Origin of the sequence: Streptomyces sp. NPDC048172, assembly GCF_043202595.1 — a bacterium.
Lineage (GTDB): Bacteria > Actinomycetota > Actinomycetes > Streptomycetales > Streptomycetaceae > Streptomyces.
On sequence record NZ_JBIDAT010000007.1, the window covers coordinates 431368 to 445957 of the forward strand.

Below are 14590 nucleotides of genomic sequence, written 5' to 3' on the forward strand. Positions count from 1 at the left end.
GCGGGCCTTCACAGGTGGCGGCGTCGGCGGGCGGCCTGGCGTTCGTACTCCTCGCGCGCCTCCCGGGCCGCCGGGCGGTCCGAGGTCTCGGCGACGACGACGTCCCACCACGCCTGCGCGCCGGGCGCCGCGACCTCGGAGGAGGTGTCGGTCTCGACGTACACGCACGTGGGCCGGGTCGAGGCGCGGGCCGTCTCCAGGGCTTCGCGCAGTTCGGCGTACGTACGGGCGCGGAGCACGTCCATGCCGAGCGAGGCGGCGTTGGCGGCGAGGTCCACGGGGAGCGGGTCGCCGGTGTACGTGCCGTCGGGCGCGCGGTAGCGGTAGGCGGTGCCGAAGCGCTCGGCGCCGGTCTGCTCGGAGAGGCCGCCGATGGAGGCGTAGCCGTGGTTCTGGAGCAGGATCATCTTGATGTCGATCCCCTCCTGCACGGCCGTGACCAGCTCGGTGGGGAGCATGAGGTACGTGCCGTCGCCGACGAGCGCCCATACGGGGCGGCCGGGCGCCGCCATCCGTACTCCGATCGCGGCGGGGATCTCGTAGCCCATGCAGGAGTAGCCGTACTCCAGGTGGTACTGGCGCGGGGAGCGGGCGCGCCACAGCTTGTGCAGGTCGCCGGGGAGGGACCCGGCGGCGTTGATCACGATGTCCGTGTCGTCGACGACGGAGTCGAGCGCGCCGAGGACCTGCGTCTGGGAGGGGCGCGCCTTCTCGTCGGGCACCGCGTACGCCGCCGCGACCACGCGCTCCCAGCGGGACTTGCCCTCCCCGTACTCCGCCTCGTACGCCGGGCCGACGTGGTGGCCCGCCAGCGCGTCGGTGAGCGCTTCGAGCCCGGCGCGCGCGTCGGCGACGAGGGAGCGCGCGCCCAGCTTGTGCGCGTCGAACGAGGTGATGTTGAGGTTGAGGAAGCGGACGCCGGGGTCCTCGAAGAGGGTCGAGGAGGCCGTGGTGAAGTCCGTGTAGCGGGTACCGACGCCGATCACGAGGTCGGCGGTGCGGGCGAGTTCGTCGGCGACGGCGGTGCCGGTGTGGCCGATGCCGCCCACGTCGGCGGGGTGGTCGTGCCGGAGCGAGCCCTTGCCCGCCTGGGTGGAGGCGACGGGGACGCCGGTCGCGTCGGCGAAGGCGCGCAGCGCGTCCTCGGCCTCGCTGTGGTGGATGCCGCCGCCCGCGATGAGCAGGGGCCTGCGCGCGGCCCGTACGGCCTCGGCGGCCTCCGCGACGGCGTCGGCCTCCGGCACCGGGCGGCCCACGCGCCACACGCGCTCGGCGAGGAACTCCTCGGGCCAGTCGTACGCCTCGGCCTGCACGTCCTGCGGCAGCGCGAGCGTGACGGCGCCGGTCTCGGCCGGGTCGGACAGCACGCGCATCGCCTGCAGCGCGGCGGGGATGAGCGCCTCGGGCCGGGTGACGCGGTCGAAATAGCGGGAGACGGGGCGCAGCGTGTCGTTGACCGACACGTCGCCCGCGTACGGCGATTCGAGCTGCTGGAGCACCGGGTCGGGGGCGCGGCTGGCGAAGGTGTCGCCGGGCAGCAGCAGGACGGGCAGCCGGTTGATGGTGGCGAGCGCGGCGCCGGTGACGAGGTTGGTGGCGCCGGGGCCGATGGAGGTGGTGACGGCCTGCGCGGAGAGCCGGTTGTGCTGGCGCGCGAAGCCCACGGCGGCGTGCACCATCGCCTGCTCGTTCCGCCCCTGGTGGTACGGGAGCGGGGCGTCCGGGCCCTGGCCGTTCTCGACGAGCGCCTGGCCGATCCCGGCGACGTTGCCATGGCCGAAGATGCCCCAGCAGGAGTCGACGAGCCGGTGGCGCACCCCGTCGCGCTCGGTGTGCTGCGCGGCGAGGAACTGGACGAGCGCCTGGGCTACGGTGAGCCGCACGGTGCGGTCGGCGGTGGTCACTTGGCACCCTCCTCGTTCTGGGAACCTACGGATTCCTTCGCCCCGTACAGCGGCAGCCTTGGATCCACCGGCGTATCGGCCCACGCGCCACGGATCCATGCGTGATCAGGATGGTCGCAGATAAGCCACGCGCGATCCACCCCCGGACCGGCCATCACATTGAGGTAGTACATGTCGTGCCCCGGCGCGGCGATCGAGGGCCCGTGCCAGCCGTCGGGGATCAGCACGGCGTCGCCGGTGCGCACCTCGGCGAGCACGTCGGTGCCCTTGCCCTGGCCGCTGGGGGTCACGCGCTGGTAGCCGAGGCCTTCGGTACGGCCGTGGGGCGCGATCTCGTAGTAGTAGATCTCCTCCAGCTCGCTCTCGACGCCGTCGCGGAACTCGTCGTGCTTGTGCGGCGGGTACGAGGACCAGTTGCCGCCGGGGGTGAGCACCTCCACGGCGATGAGCTTGTCGGCCTCGAAGACTCCCGCGGCGCCGAAGTTGTTGACCTGGCGCGAGCAGTTGCCGGAGCCGCGCAGCTCGACGGGGACGTCCTCGGCGGCGCCGTACCGCGCGGGCAGCCGCCGCTCGCAGCGGGCGCCGGTCAGCGCGAACCGGCCGCCGCGCTCGCTCGTGACCCGTACGTCCGCGTCGCGCGGCACGTACGCGAAGTCGCTCACGCCGCTGAAGACGGAGGCGCGGCCACGCAGCGCAAAGCTCTCGCCCTCGGTCTGTACGGTGCAGCCCCCGCTGAGCGGCAGCACGATCCACTCGCTGTCGCCGGTCGCGAACGTGTGCGTGCCGCCGGGCTCCAGCTCCAGGACGCGCAGCGAGGAGTAGCCCCACCCGGCCCGCTCGGGGTCGATGTCCAGCGCGTACGGCCCGGAGGCCGCGCTTCCGGCGGGAAGGTGGAAGTCGGTGTCCGTCATCTCTCCGTGGCCCCTTTCAGAGCAGCCCGACGGCCGTGTCCACGGCCGCGCTCACATCGCCGTCGGCGGGATAGAGCAGCGAGCGTCCCACCACCAGGCCGCGCACGGTGGGAAGGCTCAGCGCCTTGCGCCACTTCTCGTACGCCCCCTCCTGGTCGCCGTTCACCTCGCCGCCCAGCAGCACGGCGGGCAGCGTGGAGGTCTCGCAGACCCACGCCATGTCGTCCGGGTTCGCGGTCACCGGCAGCTTCAGCCAGCTGTACGCCGAGGTGCCGCCGAGCCCGGAGGCGATGGCGATCGACCGCGCGACGGCCTCCGCGCCCAGGTCGTTCTTCACCTTTCCCTCCACCCTGCGGGAGAGGAACGGCTCGATGAAAACGGGCAGTTCCCGCGCGGCCATGTCGTCCACGGCACGCGCGGTGGCCTCCATGGTGCGCAGCGAGCCCGGGTCGTCGTAGTCGATGCGCAGCAGCAGCTTGCCCGCGTCGAACCGCAGCCGCTCGATGTCCTGCGCCCGGTGCCCGGTGAACCGGTCGTCCAGCTCGAACGAGGCACCGGCCAGGCCGCCCCTGTTCATCGAGCCGAGCACGACCTTGTTCTCCAGCGCGCCGAGGAGGAGCAGGTCCTCCAGGATGTCGGCGGTGGCGAGGACGCCGTCCACGCCGGGGCGGGAGAGGGCGAGCGTGAGCCGCTCCAGCAGCTCGGCGCGGTTGGCCATGGCGAGCTTGTCGTCGCCCACGGCGAGCGCCCCGCGCGCCGGGTGGTCCGCGGCGACGATCATCAGCCGCCCGCTCTCGCCGAGCAGCGGACGCCGCTCCCGGCGCGCCGCCGCCTCGGCGATCGCCTCGGGATGCCGGGCCCGTGTGCTCACGAGCGAGGAAATACTGACGGAGTTCAACGGGGGCTCACTTTCAGGAGGGGCAGGAGATCGGGGCGCCCCGCAGGGGCGCGGGGAACTGCGCGAGCAACCACAACGCACGCGAGGACCGGAACGCACCGGCAGGGGCAGCCCCTGCCCGGCCCCCGGAACGGAGGTTCGCGGCAAGGCGCGGCTCAGCCACGAAGCAACTCCTCGACCTCGTCGGGGCGCGGCATCGCGGAGGAGCAGGCCAGCCGCGAGGCGACGAGCGCGCCCGCGGCGTTCGCGTACCGCATGATCCGCTCCAGCTCCCAGCCGGAGAGCAGGCCATGACACAGCGCCCCGCCGAACGCGTCCCCCGCACCGAGGCCGTTGACGACCTCGACAGGGTGCGGCGGCACCTCCGCGGACGTACCGTCGCGCCGCACGGCGAGCACGCCCTTCGGCCCCTGCTTGACGACGGCGAGTTCGGCTCCGGCCTCCAGCAGGGCCTCGGCGCACGCGCGCGGTTCGCGCGCGCCCGTGGCGACCTCGCACTCGTCGACGTTGCCGACGGCGACGGTCGCGTGGGCGAGGGCCTCGCGGTAGACGGGGCGGGCGGCCTCCTTGGCCTCGTCCTCGGTGAGCGTGCCGTCGGGGCCCGCGCCCCAGAACATGGGCCGCCAGTCGAGGTCGAAGACGGTGGCGACGGCCGTACCGCGCGCGGCATCGCGCACGCCGCGCTCGGCGTCGCGCGCCGCTAGCGCGGCGAGGGTCGCCGCGCGGCTCGGCTCCTCGGAGAGGCCCGTGCCCGTCATCCAGAAGATGTCCGCGGCGGCGATGCCGTCGAGGTCCAGCTCCTCGGGGTGGATCTCCAGGTCGGGCGCCTTGGGACGCCGGTAGAAGTACAGCGGGAAGTCGTCGGGCGGGAAGATCTCACAGAAGGTGACCGGGGTCGGATACCGCCGAACGGGTGTCACCCAGCGGTCGTCCACGCCGAAGTCACGGAGTGCCTCGTGGCAGTACGTGCCGAACGGGTCGTCCCCCGTCCGGCTGACGACCGCGGTCGTACGGCCGAGCCGCGAGGCCGCCACGGCGACGTTGGTGGCCGAGCCGCCGAGGAACTTGCCGAAGGTCTCGACCCGCTGGAGCGGCACCCCGGTCTGGAGCGGATAGATGTCGACGCCGATGCGGCCCATCGTGACGACCTCGTGCTTGGCCATGGGTGGGGTGCCCTCTCTTCCGACGCGCAGTGGGATCCATCGTCCGCCGAGGCCGGGACCCCTGTCAATAGTTTGTCCTTACATACTGACGTAGCTATGAGTGGATGGTCACGAGCGTCACCGTTACTCGGGCCTCGCGTCACATCCGCACCACAAGCGCCCCCACGGGATCACTCTGCGTCGTTCACCGGGCACGGGCTGAGTGATCAACTGCCACCCCCTGGGAGGTGCGAGAGATGACCGACCGACGGCTCTGGTCGTACAAGGAGATCGCCGCGCACATCCGCGTCCAGCCGGACACGGTGCGCTCCTACAGGAAGCACGGCCTGCTGCCCCCGCCCGACCTCGTGGAGGGAGGGAGGCCCTTCTGGTTCGCGGACACCATCCGCGCCTGGGTCGCCCGGCGCCCCGGACACCGGGGAGGGAGGTGACTTGATACCTCCCGGGGGTATAACCTGGTGCGCGAGCACACCTCATGCCACACAGGAACGATTGCGAGGACCGGCCCATGAGCACCGTCACCACCGTCTACCAGGTCTCCGGAATGAGCTGCGCCCACTGCGAGACCGCGATCTCGGAAGAGGTCTCGAAGCTCGACGGCGTCTCGGCCGTGAAGGCCGTGGCCTCGGCGGGCGAGGTCACCGTGACCTCGGCGGCGCCGCTGGAGGACGAGGCCGTCCGCGAGGCCGTCGACGAGGCGGGTTACGACCTGGTGGGCCGGGCCTGACCCCCGGCCCCTCGGACCGGAGAGAAGACTCCGGACAGCGAAAAGCGCCCCGTCGCGCAGGTCCCCCCACGGGCCCGTCGACGGGGCGCTTCCGTTTCCCGGTCATGGATTCCCCCCACGGGATCCTGGCCGGGCGCTTGCTGGCTGCACGTACGGGCGGGAGGGCCGCTCAAAGCTCCCCGGGCACGTTCACCCTCTCTGCACACCACGCACATCCCCCAAGACGTACATGGTGACTGGCTCCAGCTCCGCCGGGAGGCCGTTGCCAACCGGTTAGACACGCGACCCCCGCCAATGGTTACCCCCCAAAAACTGTGATCTACGTCTCCCTCCTCATCCGCACATACGGAAGGCCCTGGTCCGCTTGGACCAGGGCCTTGAGGGAGGAAGGGATCGGGCTCAGCGGGCCTCGACCGGGACGTAGTCCCGCTCGACGATGCCCGTGTAGATCTGCCGGGGGCGACCGATGCGGGAGCCGGGCTCCTTGATCATCTCGTGCCACTGGGCGATCCAGCCCGGCAGCCGGCCGAGGGCGAAGAGCACGGTGAACATGCTCGTCGGGAAGCCCATGGCCCGGTAGATGAGGCCGGTGTAGAAGTCCACGTTCGGGTAGAGCTTGCGCTCGACGAAGTAGTCGTCGGAGAGGGCGTGCTCCTCCAGGCGCAGGGCGATGTCGAGCAGCTCGTCGCTCTTGCCCAGCGCGGAGAGGACGTCGTGCGCCGCGGACTTGATGATCTTCGCCCGGGGGTCGAAGTTCTTGTAGACGCGGTGGCCGAAGCCCATGAGCTTGACGCCGTCCTCCTTGTTCTTCACCTTGCGGATGAAGGAGTCGACGTCGCCGCCGGAGGCCTGGATGCCCTCCAGCATCTCCAGCACGCTCGCGTTGGCCCCGCCGTGCAGCGGGCCCCACAGCGCGTTGATGCCGGCGGAGATCGAGGCGAACATGTTCGCCTGCGAGGAGCCGACGAGGCGGACCGTGGAGGTCGAGCAGTTCTGCTCGTGGTCCGCGTGGAGGATCAGCAGCTTGTCGAGCGCGTTGACCACGACGGGGTCGAGGTCGTACTCCTGCGCGGGGACCGAGAAGGTCATCCGGAGGAAGTTCTCGACATACCCCAGATCGTTGCTGGGATAGGTGATCGGGTGGCCGACGGCCTTCTTGTAGGCGTAGGCGGCGATCGTCGGGAGCTTGGCCAGCAGCCTTATGGTCGACAGGTGGCGCTGCTGCTCGTCGAACGGGTTGTGGCTGTCCTGGTAGAACGTCGACAGGGCGCTGACCACGGAGGACAGCATCGCCATCGGGTGGGCGTCACGCGGGAAGCCGTCGTAGAACCGCTTGACGTCCTCGTGCAGCAGGGTGTGCGAGGTGATCTCGTTCTTGAAGCCGGCGAGCTGGTCGACGGTCGGCAGCTCTCCGTTGATCAGGAGGTACGCCGTCTCCAGGAAGGTGCCGCGCTCCGCGAGCTGCTCGATGGGGTAGCCGCGGTACCGCAGAATGCCCTGTTCGCCGTCGAGGTAGGTGATGGCGGATTTGTACGCGGCGGTGTTGCCGTAGCCCGAGTCCAGGGTCACCAGACCGGTCTCGGCGCGCAGCTTGCCGATGTCGAAGCCACGGTCGCCCACCGTGCTGTCGACGATCGGGTAGCTGTATTCGCCGTCTCCGTAGTTGATTACTACGGATTTCTCGCTCTCGCGGTGTTCGCTCACGTCATCCCTCACCGACGTAGTGCCTCTTCTTCGAGGTGCCCTGACTCTTTCCACTCTCCCCCATTTAGCGCAGTGCGGTGCACTCGGGGTCAGCCAGAGGGCTCCATGGTGGCACGGAGTGCCGCCCTTATAGCTATCCTGCACCCTCGAAGCCGCCGGGGTCACCCCCTGGAGCGCCGTCGCCCCCGGTACCACCCGTGAGAGCGCCGCTGAGACGGTGCGCGAGGGCCGTGTGCCGCCGCCCGGCGGAGACCGTGCGCACTGCCTGCGCGAGTGCCCTCCGCGAGCCCACCAGGACCACCAGACGCTTTGCCCTGGTCACGGCCGTATAGAGCAGATTGCGCTGCAACATCATCCAGGCTCCCGTGGTGACGGGAATCACCACGGCGGGATACTCGCTGCCCTGCGAGCGGTGGATGGTGACGGCGTAGGCGTGGGACAGCTCGTCGAGTTCGTCGAAGTCGTACCCCACCTCCTCGTCCTCGTCCGTGAGCACGGTGAGCCGCTGCTCGTCGGGGTCGAGGGCGGTGACGACACCCACCGTGCCGTTGAAGACGCCGTTCGCCCCCTTCTCATAGTTGTTCCTGATCTGAGTGACCTTGTCACCCACACGGAAGACCCGCCCGCCGAACCTTTTCTCCGGGAGGCCGGGGCGGGCCGGGGTGACCGCCTGCTGCAGCAGCCCGTTCAGCGTGCCCGCGCCCGCCGGGCCGCGGTGCATCGGGGCGAGCACCTGGACGTCGCGCCGGGGATCGAGGCCGAACTTCGCGGGGACCCGGCGCGCCGCCACGTCCACCGTGAGCCGCCCGGCCTCCTCCGTGTCGTCCTCGGCGAAGAGGAAGAAGTCGGTCATGCCCTGGGTGAGGGGCTGCGAGCCCGAGTTGATCCGGTGGGCGTTGGTGACCACGCCCGACTGCTGGGCCTGGCGGAAGATCCGCTGGAGCCGGACCGAGGGGACGGGCCCCTCCTCGGCGAGCAGATCGCGCAGCACCTCGCCCGCACCGACCGACGGCAACTGGTCGACGTCGCCGACGAGCAGCAGGTGGGCGCCGGGGGGCACGGCCTTGACGAGCTTGTTGGCCAGCAGGAGGTCGAGCATGGACGCCTCGTCGACCACCACCAGATCGGCGTCCAGCGGTCTCTCCCTGTCGAACGCCGCGTCCCCGCCCGGCTTCAGCTCCAGCAGCCGGTGCACGGTGGACGCCTCGGCGCCCGTCAGCTCCGCCAGCCGCTTGGCGGCCCGCCCCGTGGGCGCGGCCAGCACCACGCTCGCCTTCTTCGCGCGCGCCAGCTCGACCACCGAGCGCACGGTGAACGACTTGCCGCAGCCGGGGCCGCCCGTGAGCACCGCGACCTTCTCGGTGAGGGCGAGGCGCACGGCCTGCCGCTGCTCCGGGGCCAGTTCGGCACCGGTGCGGGAGGCGAGCCAGGCCAGCGCCTTGTCCCAGTCGACGTCCTGGAAGGAGGGGAGGCGGTCCTCGCCCGTGCGCAGCAGGCGGAGCACCTGCGCGGACAGGGAGAGCTCCGCGCGGTGGAAGGGGACGAGATAGACGGCGGTCTGCTCGCGCCCCGGCTCCTCCGGGTCGGGCACCTTCTGCCGGACCACGCCCTCGTCCCCGGCGGCCAGCTCGCCGAGGCACTCGATGACCAGACCGGTGTCGACCTGGAGCAGCTTGACCGCGTCGGCCAGGAGGCGCTCCTCGGGGAGATAGCAGTGGCCCTGGTCGGTGGATTGCGACAGCGCGTACTGCAAACCGGACTTGACGCGCTCCGGGCTGTCGTGGGGAATGCCGACGGACTGGGCGATGCGGTCGGCGGTGAGGAAGCCGATGCCCCAGACGTCGGCTGCGAGGCGGTAGGGCTGGTTCCGGACGACGGAGATGGAGCTGTCCCCGAACTTCTTGTAGATCCGCACGGCGATCGAGGTCGAGACGCCGACGCCCTGGAGGAAGACCATCACCTCCTTGATGGCCTTCTGCTCCTCCCACGCCTCCGTGATCTTCTTCGTCCGCTTGGGGCCGAGGCCCGGGACCTCGATGAGGCGGGCGGGCTCCTTCTCGATGACGTCCAGCGTGTCGGTGCCGAAGTGCTCGGTGATGCGGTCGGCGAAGACGGGGCCGATGCCCTTGACGAGGCCGGAGCCCAGATAGCGGCGGATGCCCTGGACGGTGGCGGGGAGCACCGTCGTGTAGTTCTCCACCGTGAACTGGCGGCCGTACTGCGGGTGGGAGCCCCAGCGGCCCTCCATCCTGAGCGACTCGCCGACCTGGGCGCCGAGCAAGGAGCCGACCACCGTGAGCAGTTCGCCGGCGCCTTTTCCGGTGTCGACCCGGGCCACCGTGTAACCACTGTCCTCGTTCGCGTAAGTGATCCGCTCTAGAACCCCTTCGAGCACCGCGCCTTGGAACGTCATGTCACAGACGGTAACGCCGCGTGCGGGATCCCCGGCACCCCTGTGGATAACTGACGGGAGATGGACGCGAGTTGTACGACGCGGGCACACAGCGTGACATGGTCACGATCTCGCATCGGCCCCTTGCGTTCTGCCGCACCCATCACTTCTCATTACCGATGTAATCGTTTCCACGCGAGCAACGGCACGTGCCTCAGGACCCGTCCGACTGCCGTACGCGCGGGGACACTTCCACCCCCCGTTCACCCTGGGATCCGGCACAGCAATGGCAGGCATCAAGGACGTGGCCGCACGTGCCGGCGTCTCCGTCGCCACGGTCTCCCGTGTCCTGAACGGCCACAGCGGTGTGCGCGCGGACACCCGCTCGCGCGTGCTGTCGGCGGTCTCCGAACTGCGCTACCGGCCCAACGCCGTGGCCCGTTCGCTGCGCACCGACCAGACGCGCACGCTCGGGCTGATCATCAGCGACGTACTGAACCCGTTCTTCACGGAACTCGCGCGCGCCGTCGAGGACGCGGCACGCAGCCGCGGCTACAGCGTCATCATCGGCAACGCCGACGAACGTCTCGCGCTCCAGGACCACCACGTCCGCACGCTCCTCGACCGCCGCATCGACGGACTGCTGGTCTCCCCCGCCGAGGGCGACTCGGTCGCGCTGCGCGAGGCGGCGCTCTCGGGGATCCCGATGGTGTTCGTGGACCGCTGGATCGAGGGCATCGACGTCCCGGTCGTCCGCGCGGACGGGCGCGCGGCGGTGCGCGAACTGGTCGGGCACCTCTACGCGCTCGGCCACCGCCGCCTCGCGATCATCACGGGCCCGGTCGCGACCACCACGAGCAACGAGCGGGTGGAAGCCTTCCGTTCGGCGCTGCGCGAGTACGGGCTGCCGCTCCCCGAGGCGTACATCGGGCAGGGCGACTTCCAGACCGAGAGCGGCAGGCGGGTCACGAGCGCGTTCTTCGGGCTCGGCGAGCCGCCCGAGGCCGTCTTCGCCACGGACAACCTGATGGCGCTCGGCGTGATGGACGAGCTGCGCCTGCGCGGGCTGCGCGTGCCCGACGACATGGCGCTGGCGGCGTTCGACGACATCGCCTGGTTCCCGCACACCGATCCGCCCATCACGGCGATCGCCCAGCCGACGCCCGAACTGGGGCACCGCGCGGTCGCCGCGCTCACCGACCTCGTGGAGGGCCGGAGCGCGGACTCCGTCACTCTCTCCGCCCACCTCATACCGCGCCGCTCCTGCGGCGAAGACGAAAGGAGCCGCCGTTGACCACCCCCGATCCTCCCCCGGCACGGGAGTTGCTGCGCATGGAGGGCATCAGGAAGGTCTTTCCTGGCGTGGTCGCCCTCGACGGCGTGGACTTCGACCTGCGCGCGGGAGAAGTGCATGTGCTGCTCGGCGAGAACGGCGCGGGCAAGAGCACCCTCATCAAGATCCTCTCGGGCGCCTACCGGGCCGACGCCGGGCGGATCCTGCACGGCGGCAGGCCGGTGCGGATCTCGGACGCGGAGTCCGCTGAGAAGCTCGGCATCGCCGCCATCCACCAGGAGTTCAACCTGGTGCCCCATCTGTCCATCGCGGAGAACATCTTCCTGGGCCGCCAGCCTCGCCGTATGGGCCTGGTGGACCGCAAGAAGATGGAGGCCGACGCCGCCGTCCTGCTCGGACGGGTCGGCGTGAACGCGCCGCCGCGCACCCCGGTGAAGGACCTGGGCATCGCGGGGCGCCAGATGGTGGAGATCGCCAAGGCCCTCAGCCTCCGGGCGCGCGTGCTCATCATGGACGAGCCGACCGCCGTGCTGACCGCCGAGGAGGTCAACCGGCTCTTCGCCATCGTGCGCAAGCTGCGCTCCGAGGGCGTCGGCATCGTCTTCATCACCCACCACCTGGAGGAGATCCCCGCCATCGGCGACCGGGTCACCGTGCTGCGCGACGGGAGCACGGTGGGCCAGGTCCCGGCGCAGACCCCCCAGGACGAGCTGGTGCGCCAGATGGTCGGGCGCAGCATCGAGCAGCAGTTCCCGCGCGACACCGGCCAGGTCGCCCCCACCAACCAGCCGCTCCTGCGGGTGCGGGGGCTGCGCAGGGCCGGGGTCTTCCAGGACGTCGGCTTCGAGGTGCGCGCCGGTGAGGTCGTCGGCATCGCCGGCCTGGTCGGCGCGGGCCGTACGGAGGTGGCCCGCGCCGTCTTCGGCGCCGACCGGTACGACGCGGGAACCGTCGAGGTCCTCGGGCGGAAGCTGCCGGGGAACGACGTGTGGGCCTCGCTCGCGGCGGGGCTCGGCCTCGTCCCCGAGGACCGCAAGGGCCAGGGGCTGGTGCCGGGCGCCTCCGTGCAGGAGAACCTCGGCCTGGTCACGCTGCGCAAGGCCACGCGCGGCGGCTTCGTCGACCGGGCGGGGCAGCGGCGCGAGGCCGGCCGTATCGCCGACCGGCTGGGCGTGCGGATGGCCGGACTCCAGCAGCAGGTGGGCACGTTGTCCGGCGGCAACCAGCAGAAGGTCGTCATCGGCAAGTGGCTGCTCGCGCAGTCGCGCGTGCTGATCCTCGACGAGCCCACACGCGGTATCGACGTCGGCGCCAAGGTCGAGATCTACCAGCTCATCAACGAGCTGACGGCCTCGGGCCACGCGGTACTGATGATCTCCAGCGACCTCCCCGAGGTGCTGGGCATGAGCGACCGGGTCCTGGTGATGTCCCAGGGCCGGATCGCGGGAGAACTGACCGCGCGGGAAGCCACCCAGGACGCCGTGATGGCCCTGGCCGTCGGCACCTCCGCGCCAGGAGCGAACGAGACGATGGAGGACTCTCCCCGTGGCCATTGACACGCAGCCGGGTCACCGCCTGGACAAGCGCCCCGGCAGCAACGGGCCGCCGCAGCTGATACGCAAGATCCTGCTGGACAACGGCGCGTTGAGCGCGCTCGTCGTGATGGTCGCCGTCATGGCGATCCTGTCGGGCAACTTCTTCACCACGACCAACCTGGTGAACGTCGGCGTCCAGGCGGCCGTCACCGCGATCCTCGCCTTCGGTGTCACCTTCGCCATCGTCTCGGGCGGCATCGACCTGTCCGTCGGCTCCGTCGCCGCGTTCTCCGCGGTCATGCTGGGGTGGTTCGCCAAGGAAGGCACGCCCCTGTGGATCAGCGTCATCCTCGCGATCCTCGTCGGCACGGCGTGCGGACTCGTCAACGGCCTGCTGATCTCGTACGGCAAACTCCCGCCGTTCATCGCCACGCTGGCCATGCTCTCCGCGGCGCGCGGTCTCGCCATGGTCGTCTCGGACGGCACCCCGCTGCTGCTCCCCCAGGGCATCTCCTGGGTCGGTGAGAACCTCAACGACTACATCGCCACCCCCGTGATCATCATGGTGGTGATGGGTCTCGTCGCCGGGCTCATCCTGACCCGTACGTACAGCGGCCGCTCGATGTTCGCGATCGGCGGCAACGAGGAGGCGGCCCGTCTCTCCGGCATTCGCGTAAAGCGTCAAAAGCTCGTTATTTACGCGTTGGTGGGGGCCTTCGCCGCCATCGCCGGAATTGTGCTGGCTTCCCGGCTCGTCTCGGCGCAGCCGCAGGCCGCCACAGGTTACGAACTGGATGCGATTGCGGCCGTCGTCATCGGCGGTGCGAGCCTCGCGGGCGGCGTCGGAAAGGCCTCCGGCACCCTGATCGGGGCCCTCATCCTGGCCGTTCTCCGCAATGGTCTCAATCTTCTGGATGTGTCCGCTTTCTGGCAGCAGGTGGTCATTGGGGCGGTGATTGCGCTGGCTGTGCTTCTCGATACACTGCGTCGCCGCGCATGATCTTTGTGCGACGGGGGAGCACGCGTAGTTCATTCATCTGCCGACTGCAAGGAATGCAGCAATGAGCATGAGAAAGAGCACGTCCGCGGTCGTGTTGGCGGCGGCAGTCGCCCTCACAGTGACCTCCTGCGGATCCGACTCCAAGTCCGGGGACGGAAAGGAAAAGGTGAAGCTCGGCTTCGCCATATCCGCGCTGAACCAGCCGTTCATGGTTCAGATGAAGGAGGGCGCCGAAGCGGAAGCAAAGGCCCAGGGCGCCTCGCTGAGCGTCCAGGACGGGAACGACGACGCCTCGACGCAGGCGAACCAGGTCCAGAACTTCACCTCGCAGCAGGTGAAGGGCCTCATCATCAACCCGGTCGACTCGGACGCGGCAGGCCCGTCCGTGAAGGCCGCCGCGAACGCCAAGATCCCGGTCATCGCCGCCGACCGCAACGTCAACAAGGCGAAGACCGAGGCGACCGTGGTCTCGGACAACGTCGAGGGCGGCAAGATGGCCGCCAAGGAGCTCGCCGAGCAGATGGGCGAGAAGGGCGAGGTCCTTCAGCTCCGCGGCCAGGTGGCCACCTCCTCGGCGCGTGAGCGCAACAAGGGCTTCACCGAGGGCATCAAGAAGTTCCCGGGCATCAAGGTCGTCACCAAGCAGCCCGCGGACTTCCTGCGCGCCAAGGGTCTCGACGTCACCCAGAACGCCATGCAGGCGCACCCGAACATCAAGGGTGTCTTCGCCGAGAACGACGAGATGGCCCTCGGCGCCATCAAGGCGCTCGGTGCCAAGGCCGGCAGCGACGTGAAGGTCGTCGGCTTCGACGGCACCCCTGACGCCTTCAAGGCGATCAAGAAGGGGACGATGAACGTCACCGTCGCGCAGCAGCCGTCCGAGCTGGGCAAGATGGCCGTCCGCAACGCCATGCGCGTCATCGACGGCGCGACGATCGACAGCAAGATCAAGGTCCCGGTCAAGGCCGTGAACAAGAAGAACGTGGACCGGTTCGCCTGACCGGCGAAGCGGAGCACAAGGGGCCCTTAGGGGCCCGCACAGGGCCCCCGCACGGGCCCGAA

Annotated in this window: 10 protein-coding genes and 1 pseudogene; 5 read left to right on the forward strand and 6 right to left on the reverse strand. The window is 70.2% G+C overall.

Annotation, left to right across the window (positions count from 1 at the left end; genetic code table 11):
• Window positions 1-8 precede the first annotated feature (8 nt).
• From iolD to iolC, 4 genes are all read right to left on the reverse strand, one after another.
• Window positions 9-1904, reverse strand: coding sequence for a 3D-(3,5/4)-trihydroxycyclohexane-1,2-dione acylhydrolase (decyclizing) (gene iolD, locus ACGF3A_RS31340; protein ID WP_393733751.1), 1896 nt, complete (start codon window positions 1902-1904; stop codon window positions 9-11).
• Window positions 1901-2815: a 5-deoxy-glucuronate isomerase gene (gene iolB / locus ACGF3A_RS31345; RefSeq protein ID WP_393733752.1), complete on the reverse strand. Its 915-nt coding sequence runs from the start codon at window positions 2813-2815 to the stop codon at window positions 1901-1903. The genes iolD and iolB overlap by 4 nt, the downstream gene beginning before the upstream one ends.
• Before the next feature lie 16 nt (window positions 2816-2831).
• Window positions 2832-3713, reverse strand: a complete 882-nt coding sequence (locus ACGF3A_RS31350; protein WP_393733753.1) for a deoxyribose-phosphate aldolase — start codon at window positions 3711-3713, stop codon at window positions 2832-2834.
• Between the two features lie 155 nt (window positions 3714-3868).
• Entirely contained in the window at window positions 3869-4876 is a 1008-nt protein-coding gene (gene iolC / locus ACGF3A_RS31355; protein ID WP_393733754.1) for a 5-dehydro-2-deoxygluconokinase, read from the reverse strand.
• 236 nt (window positions 4877-5112) lie between these two features.
• On the opposite strand from iolC, the gene ACGF3A_RS31360 reads away from it, so the two are divergent.
• Both ACGF3A_RS31360 and ACGF3A_RS31365 read left to right on the forward strand, forming a co-directional pair.
• Entirely contained in the window at window positions 5113-5307 is a 195-nt protein-coding gene (locus ACGF3A_RS31360) for a helix-turn-helix transcriptional regulator (protein ID WP_393733755.1), read from the forward strand.
• Window positions 5308-5384: 77 nt separating this feature from the next.
• Window positions 5385-5603: a heavy-metal-associated domain-containing protein gene (locus tag ACGF3A_RS31365; RefSeq protein ID WP_393733756.1), complete on the forward strand. Its 219-nt coding sequence runs from the start codon at window positions 5385-5387 to the stop codon at window positions 5601-5603.
• A gap of 399 nt (window positions 5604-6002) precedes the next feature.
• On the opposite strand, the gene ACGF3A_RS31370 is transcribed toward ACGF3A_RS31365, so the two are convergent.
• Both ACGF3A_RS31370 and ACGF3A_RS31375 read right to left on the reverse strand, forming a co-directional pair.
• The gene (locus tag ACGF3A_RS31370) at window positions 6003-7307 is read right to left on the reverse strand and encodes a citrate synthase (RefSeq protein ID WP_393733757.1); all 1305 of its coding nucleotides are present in this window, start codon (window positions 7305-7307) and stop codon (window positions 6003-6005) included.
• A 133-nt stretch (window positions 7308-7440) separates the two neighbouring features.
• Complete coding sequence (locus ACGF3A_RS31375) at window positions 7441-9720, reverse strand: ATP-dependent RecD-like DNA helicase (protein ID WP_393733758.1); 2280 nt, start codon at window positions 9718-9720, stop codon at window positions 7441-7443.
• Window positions 9721-9985: 265 nt separating this feature from the next.
• Between ACGF3A_RS31375 and ACGF3A_RS31380 the strand changes: the two genes are divergently transcribed.
• The 3 genes and pseudogenes from ACGF3A_RS31380 to ACGF3A_RS31390 all read left to right on the forward strand — a co-directional run bounded on the left by ACGF3A_RS31380 (window position 9986) and on the right by ACGF3A_RS31390 (window position 14528).
• Window positions 9986-10993: a LacI family DNA-binding transcriptional regulator gene (locus ACGF3A_RS31380; protein WP_393733759.1), complete on the forward strand. Its 1008-nt coding sequence runs from the start codon at window positions 9986-9988 to the stop codon at window positions 10991-10993.
• Window positions 10990-12549 (forward strand): sugar ABC transporter ATP-binding protein, encoded by a 1560-nt coding sequence (locus ACGF3A_RS31385; RefSeq protein ID WP_393733760.1) that lies wholly within the window; start codon window positions 10990-10992, stop codon window positions 12547-12549. The genes ACGF3A_RS31380 and ACGF3A_RS31385 overlap by 4 nt, the downstream gene beginning before the upstream one ends.
• Window positions 12539-14528 (forward strand): annotated as a pseudogene (locus ACGF3A_RS31390) (substrate-binding domain-containing protein). The gene ACGF3A_RS31385 and the pseudogene ACGF3A_RS31390 overlap by 11 nt, the downstream one beginning before the upstream one ends.
• Window positions 14529-14590: the final 62 nt, after the last annotated feature.

Excerpts from the sequence above, each read along its gene's own strand:
- iolB (WP_393733752.1), bottom strand. The coding sequence starts at position 2,815 with ATGACGGACACCGACTTCCACCTTCCCGCCGGAAGCGCGGCCTCCGGG.
- ACGF3A_RS31380 (WP_393733759.1), top strand. The coding sequence starts at position 9,986 with ATGGCAGGCATCAAGGACGTGGCCGCACGTGCCGGCGTCTCCGTCGCC.
- iolC (WP_393733754.1), bottom strand. The coding sequence starts at position 4,876 with ATGGCCAAGCACGAGGTCGTCACGATGGGCCGCATCGGCGTCGACATC.
- ACGF3A_RS31360 (WP_393733755.1), top strand. The coding sequence starts at position 5,113 with ATGACCGACCGACGGCTCTGGTCGTACAAGGAGATCGCCGCGCACATC.
- ACGF3A_RS31365 (WP_393733756.1), top strand. The coding sequence starts at position 5,385 with ATGAGCACCGTCACCACCGTCTACCAGGTCTCCGGAATGAGCTGCGCC.
- ACGF3A_RS31375 (WP_393733758.1), bottom strand. The coding sequence starts at position 9,720 with ATGACGTTCCAAGGCGCGGTGCTCGAAGGGGTTCTAGAGCGGATCACT.